Annotated in this window: 12 protein-coding genes; 2 read left to right on the top strand and 10 right to left on the bottom strand. The window is 65.3% G+C overall.

Annotated elements, in window-relative coordinates; all coding sequences use genetic code 11:
- From pcaD to kduD, 5 genes are read right to left on the bottom strand one after another with little or no spacing between them, the layout of a single operon-like run.
- On the bottom strand, window positions 1-783 hold the full coding sequence (gene pcaD / locus LPW39_RS02975) for a 3-oxoadipate enol-lactonase (RefSeq protein ID WP_230771204.1): 783 nt from the start codon (window positions 781-783) through the stop codon (window positions 1-3).
- Between the two features lie 3 nt (window positions 784-786).
- On the bottom strand, window positions 787-1404 hold the full coding sequence (locus LPW39_RS02970) for a glutathione S-transferase N-terminal domain-containing protein (protein ID WP_230771202.1): 618 nt from the start codon (window positions 1402-1404) through the stop codon (window positions 787-789).
- 60 nt (window positions 1405-1464) lie between these two features.
- On the bottom strand, window positions 1465-2217 hold the full coding sequence (locus LPW39_RS02965; protein WP_230771200.1) for an SDR family NAD(P)-dependent oxidoreductase: 753 nt from the start codon (window positions 2215-2217) through the stop codon (window positions 1465-1467).
- A 38-nt stretch (window positions 2218-2255) separates the two neighbouring features.
- Complete coding sequence (locus LPW39_RS02960; RefSeq protein ID WP_230771198.1) at window positions 2256-3242, bottom strand: Bug family tripartite tricarboxylate transporter substrate binding protein; 987 nt, start codon at window positions 3240-3242, stop codon at window positions 2256-2258.
- A gap of 28 nt (window positions 3243-3270) precedes the next feature.
- Window positions 3271-4047, bottom strand: a complete 777-nt coding sequence (gene kduD / locus LPW39_RS02955) for a 2-dehydro-3-deoxy-D-gluconate 5-dehydrogenase KduD (protein WP_230771196.1) — start codon at window positions 4045-4047, stop codon at window positions 3271-3273.
- A gap of 160 nt (window positions 4048-4207) precedes the next feature.
- On the opposite strand from kduD, the gene LPW39_RS02950 reads away from it, so the two are divergent.
- Complete coding sequence (locus tag LPW39_RS02950) at window positions 4208-5140, top strand: LysR family transcriptional regulator (protein WP_230771194.1); 933 nt, start codon at window positions 4208-4210, stop codon at window positions 5138-5140.
- Between the two features lie 156 nt (window positions 5141-5296).
- On the opposite strand, the gene LPW39_RS02945 is transcribed toward LPW39_RS02950, so the two are convergent.
- From LPW39_RS02945 to LPW39_RS02930, 4 genes are all read right to left on the bottom strand, one after another.
- Window positions 5297-7969, bottom strand: a complete 2673-nt coding sequence (locus tag LPW39_RS02945; protein WP_230771192.1) for a PepSY domain-containing protein — start codon at window positions 7967-7969, stop codon at window positions 5297-5299.
- A gap of 42 nt (window positions 7970-8011) precedes the next feature.
- Entirely contained in the window at window positions 8012-10168 is a 2157-nt protein-coding gene (locus LPW39_RS02940; protein WP_230771191.1) for a TonB-dependent siderophore receptor, read from the bottom strand.
- Window positions 10169-10259: 91 nt separating this feature from the next.
- Entirely contained in the window at window positions 10260-12407 is a 2148-nt protein-coding gene (locus LPW39_RS02935) for a TonB-dependent receptor family protein (protein WP_230771189.1), read from the bottom strand.
- A 358-nt stretch (window positions 12408-12765) separates the two neighbouring features.
- Window positions 12766-13686, bottom strand: coding sequence for a LysR family transcriptional regulator (locus LPW39_RS02930; RefSeq protein WP_230771187.1), 921 nt, complete (start codon window positions 13684-13686; stop codon window positions 12766-12768).
- A 102-nt stretch (window positions 13687-13788) separates the two neighbouring features.
- Here LPW39_RS02930 and LPW39_RS02925 point away from each other — a divergent pair, with 102 nt between their 5' ends.
- Entirely contained in the window at window positions 13789-14661 is an 873-nt protein-coding gene (locus LPW39_RS02925; RefSeq protein ID WP_230772871.1) for an aldo/keto reductase family oxidoreductase, read from the top strand.
- Between the two features lie 171 nt (window positions 14662-14832).
- Here LPW39_RS02925 and LPW39_RS02920 read toward each other — a convergent pair whose 3' ends face one another.
- The gene (locus tag LPW39_RS02920) at window positions 14833-15339 is read right to left on the bottom strand and encodes a vWA domain-containing protein (protein WP_230771185.1); all 507 of its coding nucleotides are present in this window, start codon (window positions 15337-15339) and stop codon (window positions 14833-14835) included.
- Window positions 15340-15435 lie beyond the last annotated feature (96 nt).

Raw genomic sequence — 15435 nt, 5'->3', positions numbered from 1 at the left:
TCAGCCCAGAAACCGTTGCACCGCCTGCGAGAACGCGTCGGCGGCTTCGACGTTGGAGATATGCGCTGCATCGAGCGCCAGGACTGCGCCGCTTTGCACCTGGTTTGCGATGAACTGGCCGTGCTCTGGTGGGGCGGCTTGGTCCTTGTTGCCAACGATGACCAGCACGGGATTGGCAATGTTTGGCAGGCCGGCGCGAAAATCCATGTCTCGAATAGCGGCGCAGCAGGCGGTGTAGCCCGCGAGAGAAGTGGCGAGCATGTCGGCCTTGAAACGTGCGACGGTGTCGGAATGCAAGAGTGTGAATTCGGGCGAGAAGAACCTTGCCATCACGCCATCGGCAATGTTGGCAATGCCGCCCTCGCTACGCAGGGTGGTGATGCGCGCTTGCCAAAACTGTGGCGAGGCGGTATGGGCATTGGTATTGGCCAGCACCAGCTTGTCAAAGCGATCGGCTGCGTGGATGGCCAGGTGTATGCCGACCATGCCGCCCATCGACAGGCCGCAAAAATGGGCCTTCGCAATACCGAGATGGTCCATCAGCGCAATGACATCCTGGCCCAGTTGCGCCATCGTGTAAGGCCCCGGGTCGCTGGACGAGCCGCCGTGGCCCCGGGTGTCATAGCGCAGCACACGGTAGTGGGCGAAGAGCGGGCGTTGCGGCTCCCACATGGACATGCTGGTGCCCAGCGAGTTGGAGAGCACGAGTACCGGCTTGTCTGCGCCGGCTGTCTCGTCAAACGCGTAGTGGATGTGGTTCTGGTTGAGGTGGACAGTGGGCATGTTTCAGACTCGGGGCAAGGTGTTGGAGAACGAGGTGCGCTGCAGCAGCCGCTGGTGCAGCGATGCCAGGTTGGGCAACTGGCTGGGCCAGTCCATCTCTGGGAAGCGGAACAGCAGCCAGCCCAGTGTGGAGCCGACGGCGATGTCAGCCAGGGTGAAGACATCGCCCATGCAAAAGCGCTGCTCGCCCAGCTGCTCGGACATGGTCGCCAGCGCGTGCGAGATCTTGGTGTTTTGCCGCAGGGTCCAGCTGGCGTCGCGCAAATGCGGCTCCCGGACATGGGCCTCCCAGCGCACGAGGATGCCGGCATCGAGAACGCCATCGGCCAGTGCCTCCCAGCAGCGAACGTCGGCGCGCAGGCGCGGATGCGCGGGAATGAGCGGGCACCGGTCGGAGAGGGCGTCGAGGTACTCGACGATCACCGCAGAGTCGTAGAGCGGAGTGCCGTCTTCAAGCACCAGGCAGGGGATCTTGCCTAGGGGGTTGAACTGGAAGATGAAGGAATCCTCCGCCATGACGTCGCCCATCGTGAATTCAAAGGGGATGTTCTTCTCAGCGAGTACCACCCGGACCTTGCGGGTGTAGGGGCTGGCATGGGAGCCAATGAGTTGGAGTGGCATGGAATAAAGCAGAGTAGGTAGCAACTGGATCAAGGGGCAGGCGGCGGCGCGGCTGGCGATTTAGCCGATGTACATGCCGCCATTGACGTTGATGGTTTCGCCTGTCACATAGCTGGCCATGCCGGAGCAGAGGAAGGCGATGACCGAGGCGGCCTCTTCAGGCTCACCAAAGCGTTGCAGCGGGATGGCGTCTTTGACTGCATCGCCCCGGTGCGCCACCATGGCGCTGGCCATGGCGGTGTTGATCAAGCCGGGAGAGATGACGTTGACGCGGGTGCTAGGGGCCAGCTCCAACGCCAGGCTTTTGGCCAGCCCGATGACACCGCTTTTGGCTGCGGCATAACCGGCATGCATGGCGCTGCCACGGCTGGCGGCAACGGATGCCACCAGGACGATGGCGCTGTTGGGCCGCAGGTGGGGGATGGCGGCCTGGCACAGATGGAAGCAGCCATCGAGGTTGACGCGCAGCATGCGCTGCCATTGCGCGGCGCTCAGGTCGGCCACCATGCCTTCGCGGTAGATGTAGATGCCGGCGCAGTGGATGACGCTGTCGATATCGGAGAAGCGGGCCGCCGCCTGGGCCAGCACGGAGGCGCATGCTTCGGCGTCGCAGACATCCAGCGGCAAGGCCAGGATGCGGTCAGGGGATGCGCCTTGCTCTGCCAAGGCCTGCAGTGTGGGCTCGAGCATCTCTGCGCTCAGGTCCGTCAGCACCAGCTGGGCGCCCGCTTGGTGCAGGAGCTGGGCAGTGGCTGCGCCAATGCCCCCGCCAGCGCCGGTAATCAGAACGGTTTTTCCATGGAAATCGATCATGCTGCTCCTGGTTGTTGTGGGGTAATCGGTGGGTGGGCTCAGTTCAGCTTCACGCCCGAGAGCCTCACCTTGTTTCGCACGACAGCGCGCTCCTGCTGCAGGTAGTGCTTGAACTGGGCTGGCGTTTCGCTGACCGCATTGAGCGCGTACGGCGCCATGTGCTGCTGCTGGAAATCACCCCTGGCGGTGATGGTCCGGATGTCCTGGCTGATCTTGTCTGTGACCTGCGCGGGCAACTTGCCCGGCGCCAGGATGGCCATGTAGAAACTGGCTTCGAAATCGGCAAAGCCTGATTCCAGGAACGTGGGCACCCGGGGCAGGGCCTGGGCGCGCTGGGGCCCGGAAACTGCGAGTGCCACCAGCTTGCCGTTGTCGATATAGGGGGCGAGTATCGACACGGCGCCGAATGCGGCCTGTACCTGGTTGCCCAGCAGCGCGGTGATGACGGGCGCCAGCCCTTGGTACGGGGCGTTGAGAACCTGGATGCCTGCTTGCTGCGCCAACCACTCCATCGACAGGTGGGTGATATTGCCCAGCCCGGTAGAGCCATAGGCCAGCTCGCCCCGGTGGGCCTTGGCGTGTTGGATGAAGGCTTCCAAGGTCTGCACGCCCAGTGAGGGCGGCACCACCAGGACCATGTGCGATACGGCCACCCGGCCGATGGGCGTGAAGCCGTTGACGGGGTCATAGGACAGCTTGATGTAGAGCTGTGGGTTGAGCGACAGCGTGGAGTCGCTGGCGAGCATCAGGGTGTGGCCATCTGCGCTTGCGTTGGCTACGTGGTTGGCCGCAATGATCTCGTTGCCGCCGGGGCGGTTGTCCACCACCACCTGTTGCTTCCAGGTGGTGGCAAGCTCGGTCGCCAGCGCGCGTGCCATGGCGTCCATCGGCCCGCCAGCGGGCACCGGTACCACGATGCGCACCGGGCGCGCCGGGAAATCGCTGGCCAGCGCTGGCCAGCAACTGACGGCCATGATGCTGGCGACGATGAGCGGCAACGCGCGGAGCGGCTTTGGTGTGGGCATGCAGGGCCTTTGCTGTGCGCAGCGCCGATTAGCGGGAGAGCCAGCCACCATCGACGGCGATGGTGTAGCCCTGCACATAGTCGGCCGCGCTGGAGGCGAGGAAGACCGCCGGGCCCGCCATGTCTTGTGGGGTGCCCCAGCGCCCCGCAGGAATGCGCTCGATGATGGCCTGGTTGCGCGCGGCATCGCTGCGCAGGTCGGCACTCATCGGGGTGGCCATGTAGCCGGGCGCCAAGGCGTTGACATTGATGTTCATGCCTGCCCATTCGTTGGCGAGCAAGCGTGTCAGGCCCATTACCGCGCTTTTGGATGCGGTATAGGACGGCACCTTGATGCCGCCCTGGAACGACAGCATGGAGGCGATATTGATGATCTTGCCGCCGGTCTTTTGCGCGACGAATTGCTTGGCAGCGGCCTGGCAGAAGAAGAACACCGTGCGGATGTTGAGGTCCATCACCTCGTCCCAGTCGGCTTGCGAGAAGCTGAGCGCATCGCCCCGGCGGATGGCACCGGCGTTGTTGACCAGCACATCGATGTGGCCGAAGGTCTGAACCGCCTGCGCGATGACGGCGTCGATCTCGGGCAGCTGGGAGATGTCGTTGCTCAGCCCCAGAAACTGCCGGCCTTCGGCTTCCACCAGGTGCTGCGTCTCTGTTGTCTCTTTGAGGTCAACGCCGACCACATGGCAACCGGCATGGGCGAGCCCCTGGGCAATGCCCTGGCCCAGACCACCGCCGCAGCCGGTGACGATGGCAACTTTGCCCTGAAGGCCAAAAGCGGATGCGGGCGATGCGGCTGTGTTCATGGAGTCCCCTGCTTGGTAGAGATATCTGGATCTGGCGTCAGATGGATAGACGCAGTCTTAACCAACAGCGCAGAGCGAGCAACGCAATGAAACGTCAATCAGATTTGCACAATTTGCACACCTGAAACTGCTTGAATCCAGCCATAAAGGAGGGAGACAGATGGACACGGAGGGACTCAAACTTTTTCTTACGGTTTTGGAGCAGGGCAGCCTGACGCGGGCTGCTGCGGTGCTGGACACCAGTGCCTCGCTGCTCAGCCGGAAAATTGCGCAGTTGGAGCGTGAATGTGCGGGGAGTTTGTTCCATCGCACGGGACGGGGTGTGGTGCCCAGCGAGCTGGGGCGGCGCCTGGTGCCCAGCGCGCAGCGCATACTGGCCGAGGCCGAAGGCATGCGGGCGGAGGCGCAGTCGATGGCGGGCATCCCCTCAGGCGAAGTTCGCTTGGGCCTGCTGCCCACGGTGGCCATGGTCATTGCGAGCCAGCTGTACCACGAGGTGAAGTTTCGCTTTCCACAGGTCAGCCTGGCGTTGTACGAGGGCTATACCGGGCAGCTGGAAGAGTGGCTGGACCAAGGCAAGATCGACGTGGCCGTGATGTTTCACTATGGCAAGGGTATCCCCCAGAACCAGGACCTGCTGGCGCCTGTGGATGCCTGTTTGATTGCCGGCCACGGCGACCCGCTCACCAGCAGCGCGCACCTGCCGTTTGACAGCCTCGACGGCCTGCCGCTGGTGCTCCCTTCGGCACCGAGTGCGCTGCGCGTTGCGTTGGAAACCCTGGCCAACCGCAGGCGCATACGGCTCAACCCCGTCATCGAGGCCAACTCGATACAAGTGCAGCTCCAGCTGGTGGCCAGCGGAGGCTGCTACACGATCATTCCGTTTCATGCGGTTGTGCCGCAGCTGCAAAACGGGCAGCTGCAGGCCAGTGTGATCACCCAGCCTTCGATTGAGCGTTGGCTGACTTTGCAGCTGACGACGCAGCGGCCTTCTACCTTGGCGACCAGAGAAGTGGCGCGTGGGCTGCGTGGCATTTTGGAAGACCTGGCTGAGCAAGGCGCCTGGGGGACCACGGGCCGGGAGACAAGTTGAAAACGCAAGCCATGCGTGTCTTGCGGCGCTGTTGACCTGAGCACCGTGGTGGGCGCTGCGCCATGCACGCACCTGTACGCACAAAGCACAAAGGCGTGGACCTGAGGGCCCACGCCTTTTGATCTTTACCGCAGGGCGTCTGTTGCCGTATCTGGCTCAATACACGTCGCGCCGGTACCGCCCCTCGTCGATCAAGGCGTTCAGCCCTGCTTCGCCGAGCAGCTCGGTCAGCGCCTGGTCCACGCCGGTGGCCATGCCGTCATAGCTGCCACAGACGTAGATGACGGCGCCACGGGCCAGCCATGCCTGGAGCGGCTCGGCGGCGGCGCGCAGGGCATCTTGCACATAGCGGTGCGGGCCTTGGCCGGGCGTCTGGTGGCTGGCATCGCGGGCGTCGCGCGAGTAGGCGTAGTCGGCGCGCTCGATCTGGCCGTGGGCCTGCCAAACGCAGACCTCGTCTTCGGCATAGGAGTCGTGCGCGCGGCGGCGTTCGCCAAAGACCAGCCAGTTGTCAAACTGGCCCTGGGCGATGCGGTGGCGCAGGTGGCCGCGCAGGCCGGCGTAACCCGAGCCGTTGCCCATGAAGATGGCCGGCCGCGCATCGCCGGCCAGCGGCGCAAAGCCCGGGTTGGCGACCAGGCGCAGTGCGATGCTGCTGCCCAGCGGCGCATGCGCGGTGAGCCAGCCCGAGGCCAGGCCCAGCTGCGCCGCAGCGCCTGGCTGCTCGCGCAGGGTTTGGCGCACATAGAGGCGAATGCGGCCATCGGCCGGCAGGGAGGCCAGCGAGTAGCTGCGCGGGGCCAGCGGATGCAGCTGATCGGCGACGGCCTGGGCCGATGTGGCAGGGGCCGAGAGCGTGGGCAGCTCGGAGGCGCTGAGCGCATCGCGCAGAGTGCTGGCGCTGCCGCGCCATTGCACGGCGGCGTTGCCATCGAGCTGCTGCGCCTGCAGCCAGGCATCGACCTGGGCGGGCGCATGTGCAGCCTTGACCTCGACCAGGCCACCGGCCTGCCACTGCAGCGCTTGCCCAGGCGCAAAGCCCAGCTCCACCTGGTAGAGCGGCTGGCCGCTGCTGCCGGGGTTGAGGTGGTGGCGGCTGAGCAGCTGCGCGGGCAGGAAGAGGGCGTCGGGCGCATCGGAATCGGCGACGCTGGCCGCGGCATTGTCTGCCGCAGTGGCGGGCGCGGCGTTCACGCCCCAGTGCGCGGCCAGCGCCTGCAGCCAGGCTTGCCAGGCACTATCGTCTTCGGCATCCATGGTGATGGGCGCAAACACGGGCTGGGCGCCCAGGCGCTCCAGCTGTGCCGCCAGCGCCAGGCCAAAGCCGCAGAACTGGCTGTACTGGCGGTCACCCAGGGCCAGCATGCCAAAGCGCTGGTGCGCCAATGGCGTGCCTTCGGCCTGCTGCAGCAGGCGCGCCAGGCGGCGGGCGCTGTCGGGTGGCTGGCCTTCGCCAAAGGTACTGGCCACCCAGAGCAGCTGGCGCTGCGGCTGCAGCTGGGCCATGTCCAGATTGGCGGCTGGCAGCAGCTGCGCGGCCAGGCCGGCGCTGCGCAGGCGCGCGACGGTGCGCACGGCCAGTTGCTGGGCATGGCCTGCCTGGCTGGCGTAAACCACGGCAATGCTGGCACTGGTGCTGGCACCGGTGGCGGGGCTGGGTTGCGCGCCATCGCCCTCCAGCAGCGCGCGCTGGGCCTTGGCAGCGGCGCGGGATTTGCGGCGCCGCTCCAGGTAGAGCAGCCAGCCGGTGATGGCGAACAGCGGCATCATCAGCGCCGCAACGGTGACGATGATGCGGCCCGTCATCCCAAAATAGGTGCCGGTGTGCAGCGGGAAGATGGCAGCCAGCGCACGGCGGCCGGCAGGCAGATCGGCAAAGCGGTCGTCGCGCTGCACGCTGCCGTCGAGGCTCAGGCTGAGCTGGTTGCGTGCCCGGTCATGCGGGGCATCGGCGCCCCACCAGCTGAACTGCACGGGCTGGTCGGCGCGCTGGGGCAGACGCATCTGCACGAACTGCCACTGGCTGGCCAGCTGCGCAAAGCCTTGCCAGGCGGGCTCCAGCGTCGCGGGCTCGATCTGCAGCGGCGGCGCCTTGCGGGCGGCTTCTTGCGCGGCCGATTGCTCGGCCCGGGCCGCTGCGCGGGAGGGTGCGCCCATCCAGCGGTCGACCGGTGCACGCACTGCATCAAAGGCCCAGTACATGCCGGTGAGGGTCAGCATCACATAAACCACCAGCACCCAGGTGCCGGCGACCGAGTGCAGGCCCCAGAGAAACGGCCGGCCCTTGCGCCGCACATTGAACGTGAGCCAGCTGCGCCAGGACAGCGGCTTGGCCGGCCAGCGCAGGTACAGGCCTGACAGCGACAGCAGCAGCAGGCACAGCGAGAGGCTGCCGGTTATTGGCTTGCCATCGTCGCGGGGCAGCAGCAGCCAGCGGTGTAGGCGCTCGTTCCATTCAAAAAACTCCCGGCCGCTTTGGGCGGGCAGCTGCGCGCCGGTATAGGGGTTGAGGTAGACGCTCTGGCCCCGGCGTTCGCCCTTCTCCGGCGCAAAGGCAAGCTGGGCGCTGCGCCCGGGCTCGGCATACAGGGTGATGCGGTCGATACGGCGCTGCTCACCGCTGGCCCGCACTGCCGCCAACAGTTGTGGCGGCGTCAGCACCGGGCTTTGCTGCACCGGCACGCTGGCCGTGCCGGGGTTGGCCCAGTCCAGCACTTCGTCCTGGAAAGAATAGGTGGCGCCGGTGAGGCCAATGACGATCAGCACCGTGCCTGCGGTGATGCCGATCAGCCAGTGGATCTGGAACCAGATATTTTTAAAACTCCACATGCCTGTCTTTGTTATCAATAGCTGCTGATTGTCGGCGATGGATCAGAAGTCGACGACCGCGCGCAGCAGGGCCTGGCGGCGCTCGCCGAGAGACACATAGATGGGGCTGCCCGAGGAGCTGACATAGTTCTTGTCGAACAGGTTCTTGACGTTGAGCTGCAGCTTGACGACGCGGCCGCTCCAGGGGCGCTCCCAGCTCACAAAGCTGTCGGCCACGGTGTAGCCGGCGTTGTTGAAGCTGTTGGCGGCATCACCGGCGCGGCGGCCCACATGGCGCAGGCCGGCGCCGGCACGCCAGCGGCCACTGCTGCTGGCGGCAAAATCATAGGCGGCAAAGAGCGAGGCAGTGTGGCGGGCCACATTGGCCAGGCGATTGTCCTGGTATTGCGGGTCGTCGGTGACGGCGGCATCGGTGTAGGCATAGGTGCCAATCAGCTGCCACTGCTTGCCCAGGCGGCCGGCGGCATCGAGCTCCAGGCCGCGTGAGCGGGCACCGCCGACGGCGCGGGCATAGCTTTGGCCGTCGATGGTCTCGCTGACCACCACGTTGCGCTTGCGGATGTCATAGAGCGCAGCGGTGGCGGTGATGCCGGCAGGCGACTCCCACTTGGTGCCCAGCTCCCAGGCCTTGGCGGTCTCGGGCGGCAAGGTGCCAATGACATTGCCAATGCTGCTTTGCGGCTTGAAGGATTCGCTGTAGCTGCCGTAGATGGACCATTCGCTACTGGGCTGCCAGACCAGGCCGGCGTGCGGCACAAACTTGCTGCCATCCGATTCGCTGCCCACCACAAACGGCCGGCCCTTGCCGGCTATCTGGTCGTAGTGTTGCCAGCGCCCGGCCAGCTGAAGCAGCCACTGCGGCGACAGGCGGATCGAATCCTGCGCAAACAGTGCCTGCTGGCGGATCTTGTCGCTCTGGGCGCTTTGCGCTTCGTCGATGCTGGTGGCATTGGGCAGGTTGCCGTAGACCGGGTCGTAGACATTGAAGCCGCCGCTGTTGCTGCCCCGGATGATGTCGCGGCGGAAGATATTGCTGTCTTCGGCGTCGAAGCCAGCCAGGATCTCGTGCGTCATGCCGCCCGCCTGCAGCTTGCCTTCCAGGTTGATCTGGCCCACATGTTGCTGGCTGAGCGCGCCGCGCGTGCCATCAGGGCGGCGGGTGAGGATGCCGGTGGTGGGGTTGAGCGACACCGGCCGGGCCTGGTAGTCGTCATAGCGGTTGCGGTTGTAGCTGTAGGCGGCGTTGAGCTTCCACTGCGAATTCAGGCTGTGCTGGGCCTGCACGGTGAAGAAGTCCGAATCGCCCAGGGTGCGGTTGTAGGCCTCGTCCAAGCGCTCGCGGCGGTCGGTGGCCACCGGGCGGCCGGTGCGGCTGTCGATCACGGTGCCCCGGTCAAAGGGCTGCTCGTAGTCGGTGTGCTCATAGGACATGCGCACATAGGTATCGCGCCCATACCAGGCCAGCGACGGGGCGATGACGGTCTGGCGGTTCTTGCCAAAGTTGCGCCAGTAGTCGACATCGCTGGTGTCGGCGATGAAGCGGTAGGCCAGGCCTTGCTCGCCGAGGGGGCCAGTCAGATCGACCGAGGCACCGCCGCCGCCGTAGCTGGACAGCGAGGCGCCCACCTGGCCGGCAAAGCTGAGCTGGGGCTTTTTGGTGACCATGTTGATCACGCCGCCCGGATCCATCGTGCCGTAGAGCACCGAGCTGGGGCCCTTGAGCACTTCGACCCGCTCGGTCGTGAAGGTGAGGTTACGGGCCAGCACAGTGCGGATGCCATCGCGCAGGATGGAGCCATCGCGGTTGAAGCCAAAGCCGCGCTTGATCACCGCATCCTGCGTGCCGCCCAAGGTGTTGGCCTGGGTGATGCCGCTGACGTTGTAGAGCGCCTCATCGATGGAGCGCACCTGCTGGTCCTGCAGCACCTGGGCGGGCACCACGGCAATGGCCTGGGGCACATCGCGCAGCGCCGCATCGCTGCGGGTGGCGGTGGTGGCGCGCTTGGGCTGGTAGCCGACTTCCTGCGCCTTCTCTTGCACGATGACCTGGGGCAACACGGCCTCAGCGGCCGGAGTGGCTGCTGCATCGGGCGTGGTTTGCGCGGCTGCAGGCCAGGCGGCGATGGCCAATGCGATGGCGCTGAGGCAGCTCAGCGGGTGGAACGAGGTGGAGCGGGCGGTGGTGTGAGAGGGGGTCATCAGAGGGTCACAAAACAGGCGGGGCCATCGGCAAAAAAGACCCGCATCAGGTGTTGCGGGTCTTGTTGAGCGGAGGCCGGGTGTGGGTGGATCAGAACGCGTAGCGGCCCTGGACGTAGAAAGTGCGCGGCGCGCCGACCATGCGGCCGGGGTTGCCGTCGACATTGCGGGTGTAGTAGCGGTGGTCGGCGATGTTGTTCACGCCGACCATGATTTCGCTGCCCTTGTACTGTGGCACCTTCCAGCTGACCTGGGCGTTCCACAGGCGGAAGCCGGGGATGCGGCCCACATTGGCATTGGCCGATTCGGCCTCGGTGTTGGCTAGGTCCGAGTACTGCTTGCTCTGGTGCGTGCTCGACAGGTTGAAGCCCCAGGCATCGCGCTCATAGCGCACGCCGACGGTGTCGGTGTTGCGGGCGTAGAAGGGCACATCCAGCCCAGCGGTGGTGCCGGATTTCTGGATCGCCTTGGTGTAGGTGTAGTTGCCGTAGACGGTGGTGCCTGCCAGTGCGCTGGCCTTGTCAAAGCTGTATTCCAGTGCCAGCTCCAGGCCCTGGTGCTTGGTGGCGCCGATATTGGCAAAGGTGACGGGCACAACGCCCGGCGTCTGCAGGATCTGGTTGTCAAAGCGCAGGTCAAACACCGTGGCCTCGGCGCGCCACTGCTTGTCTTGCCAGCGGGCGCCGATTTCCTTGGTCTTGGCCACTTCAGGGCGCAGCGGGTTGGCGGCGGTTTGCGAGTTCAGCTGGATGTTCTGCACCGGGCCGAACGAGGTGGTGTAGTTGGCAAACAGCGTGAGGGCCGGGTTGACCAGGTAGGACACGCTGACCGAGGGCAGCCACTTGTTGTTGCGCGTGTCAAAGCTTTGCGCGCCGCTGCGGTCATCGCGCTCGGATTGGATGTGCTCAAAGCGCACGCCCGGGGTGATGCGCCAGGCGCCGATGGCGATGCGGTCATCGATATAGCCGGCATGGGCATCGGTGGCGTTGTCGAACGAGGTGGTGGCGCCCATCACATTGGTGGACAGGTTCAGCAGGCTGCTGTTGTCGTCACCGCGCTCGCGGATGAAGCGGTAGCCCACGGTCACATCATGCGTGCTGCTGCCAAGTTCAAAACGCTGTGTGTAGCGGGGCTCGATGCCCAGGGTCTGGTAGTTGCGCGGCTGGTAGTTGATCTGGGTCTGCGCGGCATTGATCAGGCGGCTGGAGCGCGAGCTGTCGTTGTAGTAGGCACGGATCTCGAACTCCTGCGTGTCCGACAAGGTGTTGATATAGCCCAGGTCCAGGCCCTTGCGCTCGCCATCCCACATGTCGGTGGGGCGGGTGTTCTGGAAGGGGTTGGCGTTGTACTGGGCCACCGTCAGGCCGCCAGGCGTGTTGGAGCGCACATCGTAGTAAGACAGCTTGCCGTAGACCTCGGAGCTGCCCGACAGCGCATAGCGGAACTTCAGCGCGACATCGTTCAAACGCTCATCGCTGTCCTTGCGCCATTCGGAGCCGGTCATGCCCGAGTACAGCAGCGCCCAGCCCAGGCCGTTGTCCAGCTGCGAGCCCAGGAAGGTGCTGTAGAGCGTGTTGTTCTCGCCGCCCTTGCCAAAGCCGTTGTAGCGCATGGTCACATCGCCGGTAATGTCCTTGCTGGTGGGGATGGCGCGGGTGTTGAAGTTGATGATGCCGCCCACGTTTTGCGGGCCATAGCGCACCGCGCCGCCGCTGCGCACCACGTCGATGGATTCGATATTGGCCAGGCTGACCGGCGCAAACGACAGCTGGGGCTGGCCATAGGGCGCCACGGCCAGCGGCACGCCATCGAGCAGCACGGTGGAGCGGGGCGAGTAGCGGCCGGTCAAACCGCGCACGCCGATATTGAGCGACACCGCGCTGCCTGCGGTGCCGGAGTTGTCGCTGCTCTGCACGCCGGGAATGCGGCGCATCACATCGCCAATGCTGGAGGCGCCGCTGTTCTCGATCACCTCCTTGTCGACAATGGTGCGGGCACCGGCAAAGGTCTTGAGCTGGTTTTGCAGGCCGCTGCCCAGCAGGTCGCCGGAAACCTGGATGGTCTCCAAGGTGCTTTCTGCCACCGGTTCGTCATCGGCAGGCGCTGCAGCCGCAGCATCGGCCGTTTGGGCCAACACGCTGGCAGCGGGCGCCAGGCTGATCAGGACGGCTGCTGTTATCTGGCTCAGGGCTGGACGGGGGCCCGATGGCTTGCGCGAAGTGCTGGTGAATGCGGACATGGTGAAGGCAGCAAAAAACGAGGCGGGCACAGCACAACGGCGCCAGTCAGGGGCGCCGCAGCGAGGTTTGCCAGGGGATGGGTGTTAGGAATGAGAACGAATTGTATTTAAAAGCGAGGCTTGTCCTACACATTCAGCGCCGCTAGCAGGTCAAAAAACGGCGATCCAGTGTGAATACCTACTTGTGGCCTATGTCTGTATGTTGCTTTGGGGCAACTAAGCGGGCCATCTCCCTACTCGTAGCAGGGTGCGGGGCAGAGCGGCAACGGGGCGTCATCCTTGCTTCGGCGCCATCCAGCTCCAGGATCTCATTGCTCTTGCAAATTCGTGCCCTTGTCGATCATGGACATTTATCGGCTCATGGGCCTGTGGCAAGACCACCGGATCTTGCCCGCACAAAGTCCACAAACGCTCGCAGCGGGGCCGGCAATAGTGTGCGGCCGCTGTAGTACAGAAACGGCCCCGAGAAGCTCGGCCACCAGTCGGCCAGCACCGGCTCCAGCTTGCCGCTGTCTAGATACGGACGCAGCCAGTCTTCAAACATGTAGACCACCCCGGCACCTCCGATGGCGGCATCTACCGCCAGATCGGCTGCGGTGCCCAGGCGTACCACCATGCGTGGGACGGGGTCCACCCGCAGCGATTCACCATTGCGCTCGAAGTCCCACGGCGGGACGGTGCCGCTGGCGAAGCGCCCTCGCAAGCATGCATGGTTCAGCAACTCGCGGGGGTGCGTAGGGCGCCCACAGCGGTCCAGGTAGGCGGGCGAGGCGGCGGCCGCGAAGCGCTGCACGCGTGGGCCAATGGGCACGGCCACCATGTCCTGCTCCAGGCGCTCGTCATAGCGGATACCGGCGTCGCAGCCGCTGGCCAGCAGGTCCACAAAACCATCCTCTGCGATAACGTCGAGTTGGATGTCGGGATAGGCCAGCAAGAAGTCCGGCACGAGGGCCGGCAGCACCAAGCGCGAAGCGCTCATGGGGACGTTCAAGCGCAATGTGCCGGCAGGCTTGTCGCGGAAGCCATTGACCACGTCCAGCGCGCTTTCCACCTCTCTCAGCGCCGGGCCCAGATGCTCCAACAGGCGTTGGCCGGCCTCAGTGGGCACCACGCTGCGGGTGGTGCGGTGCAAGAGCCGCACATCCAACTGGGCCTCTAGCCGTCGTACGGCCAGGCTCAGGCCCGAGGCACTGCCGCCGCTGGCCCGGGCCCCTTCGCGAAAGCCCTTGGTGCGCGCCACAGCCAGGAACGCATGGAGGTCACCCAGATCAACTTTCATTGTTTCAAATCCTGCACAGCCTGTGCAGATTGTGCCTCCTTATCAATCAATGGTGTGCTGACTACACTGAATGCCAACCCTTCCCACTACGGAAACGACGACATGACGTACCCCCAAACCACCCCCGCTACCTTCGTCCTGGGCGACCGCGCTGTGCGTCGCCTTGGTTACGGCGCCATGCAACTGGCCGGCCCTGGCGTGTTCGGTCCCCCCAAGGACCGCGCTGCCGCATTGGCGGTGCTGCGGACAGCCGTCGAAGCAGGCGTGAACCACATCGACACCAGCGATTTCTATGGACCGCACATCACCAACCAACTCATCCGCGAAGCGCTTCACCCCTACCGGGATGATTTGGTCATCGTGACCAAGATCGGTTGCGTGCGCGGTGCAGACGGCTCATGGAACCTGGCTATGTCGGCCGAGCAGTTGCGTCAGGCGGTGCACGACAACCTGCGTAACCTGGGCCTGGACAGGTTGGAGGTGGTGAACCTGCGGGCCATGTTCGATGTTCACGGCCCTGCCGAAGGCTCGCTCGAGGCGCCGCTAACAGCCCTGGCGGAACTACAGCAGCAAGGCCTGGTGCGCCACATCGGCCTGAGCAACGTGACGGCCAAGCAGATTGCCGATGGCCAACGCATCTGCCGTATCGCATGCGTGCAGAACCAATACAACCTCGTGCACCGGGCTGACGATGCGTTGATCGACAGCCTGGCTCTTGAAGGTGTGCCTTACGTACCCTTCTTCCCGCTGGGCGGCTTTTCGCCATTGCAATCGGCGGGGCTGTCGGAGGTTGCACAGCAACTGGGCGCCACGCCGATGCAGGTGGCCTTGGCTTGGCTGCTGCGGCGGTCGCCCAATATCCTGTTGATCCCCGGCACGTCGTCGGTGGGACACCTGCATGAGAACCTGGCGGCTGGCAGCTTGAACCTGCCGCAAGAAGCCATGAACCGGCTTGAGCAAGTAGCGGCGGGATGATGCAAGGGCCTGCTTCGCGAACATGGACCAGCGATGTCCGCGAGATGCGGATGTTGAAGCATTCCGACGGCCGCTTCTGGCCGATAGCAGCCACCCTGGCTTCAAACTGACCCAGCGCAACAGCAGCCTCGCTGCAAGCTCAGGGGACGCGACAGGCTGAAAGTCGCGGGCTCAGGCCGGCACCCAATCCGCCTGCCAGCGCGCCGCCAGGCGCTGGCTCAGCTGCAAGGGCAGGCCACCCTGGTCAAAACCCACCACGGTGATCTGCTCGGCGCAGCTGGGGCGCTCGGGCACCTGGGCAAAGCGGCCGTCGCTGAGCAGCCAGACGCAGGCATGCACGGGGCTTTGGCGGCGGGCGCGCTGCAGCAGGCGCTCCAGCAAGGCGATGGCGCTGGCCAGCGGGCTGCCGCCACCGCCCGCAATCGGGCGGATCCAGCCCTCGTTCCAGGCTTGGGCCTTGGCCCCTGCCTGGATCACATAGGCGCTGTCGCCGCTAAAGCCCAGCACGCAGAGCTTGTCGCGTTGGTGGTAGGCCTGCTCGGCAATGGCCTGCAGGTAACCCTTGGCGCGGGCAAGCTGCTGGCCGCGCAGCATGGAGGCGGAGGTGTCGAGCAGCACGCAGTGCATCAGCTGCGCACCGGCGGGTTGCTTGCGGTAGCGCAGGTGCGGGCGCGCCAACGGGGCCTGGCCTTTGGCGGCCAGGCTGCGAGGCCAGTCGATGCGCTGGCTGGCCGTTGCCAGCAGGCGACCGGCGCGCTGCGTGCTCTGCGCGCG

It is taken from the genome of Comamonas koreensis, from assembly GCF_021026195.1.
Taxonomy (GTDB): domain Bacteria; phylum Pseudomonadota; class Gammaproteobacteria; order Burkholderiales; family Burkholderiaceae_C; genus Comamonas; species Comamonas koreensis.
This window is presented reverse-complemented; position numbering and strand designations above follow the sequence as displayed.

What these genes read in the sequence shown, in the direction of transcription:
- LPW39_RS02940 (WP_230771191.1), bottom strand. Translation starts at nt 10,168, where the DNA reads ATGACCCCCTCTCACACCACCGCCCGCTCCACCTCGTTCCACCCGCTG.
- pcaD (WP_230771204.1), bottom strand. Translation starts at nt 783, where the DNA reads ATGCCCACTGTCCACCTCAACCAGAACCACATCCACTACGCGTTTGAC.
- LPW39_RS02950 (WP_230771194.1), top strand. Translation starts at nt 4,208, where the DNA reads ATGGACACGGAGGGACTCAAACTTTTTCTTACGGTTTTGGAGCAGGGC.
- LPW39_RS02930 (WP_230771187.1), bottom strand. Translation starts at nt 13,686, where the DNA reads ATGAAAGTTGATCTGGGTGACCTCCATGCGTTCCTGGCTGTGGCGCGC.
- kduD (WP_230771196.1), bottom strand. Translation starts at nt 4,047, where the DNA reads ATGAACACAGCCGCATCGCCCGCATCCGCTTTTGGCCTTCAGGGCAAA.
- LPW39_RS02935 (WP_230771189.1), bottom strand. Translation starts at nt 12,407, where the DNA reads ATGTCCGCATTCACCAGCACTTCGCGCAAGCCATCGGGCCCCCGTCCA.
- LPW39_RS02970 (WP_230771202.1), bottom strand. Translation starts at nt 1,404, where the DNA reads ATGCCACTCCAACTCATTGGCTCCCATGCCAGCCCCTACACCCGCAAG.
- LPW39_RS02925 (WP_230772871.1), top strand. Translation starts at nt 13,789, where the DNA reads ATGACGTACCCCCAAACCACCCCCGCTACCTTCGTCCTGGGCGACCGC.
- LPW39_RS02960 (WP_230771198.1), bottom strand. Translation starts at nt 3,242, where the DNA reads ATGCCCACACCAAAGCCGCTCCGCGCGTTGCCGCTCATCGTCGCCAGC.
- LPW39_RS02945 (WP_230771192.1), bottom strand. Translation starts at nt 7,969, where the DNA reads ATGTGGAGTTTTAAAAATATCTGGTTCCAGATCCACTGGCTGATCGGC.
- LPW39_RS02965 (WP_230771200.1), bottom strand. Translation starts at nt 2,217, where the DNA reads ATGATCGATTTCCATGGAAAAACCGTTCTGATTACCGGCGCTGGCGGG.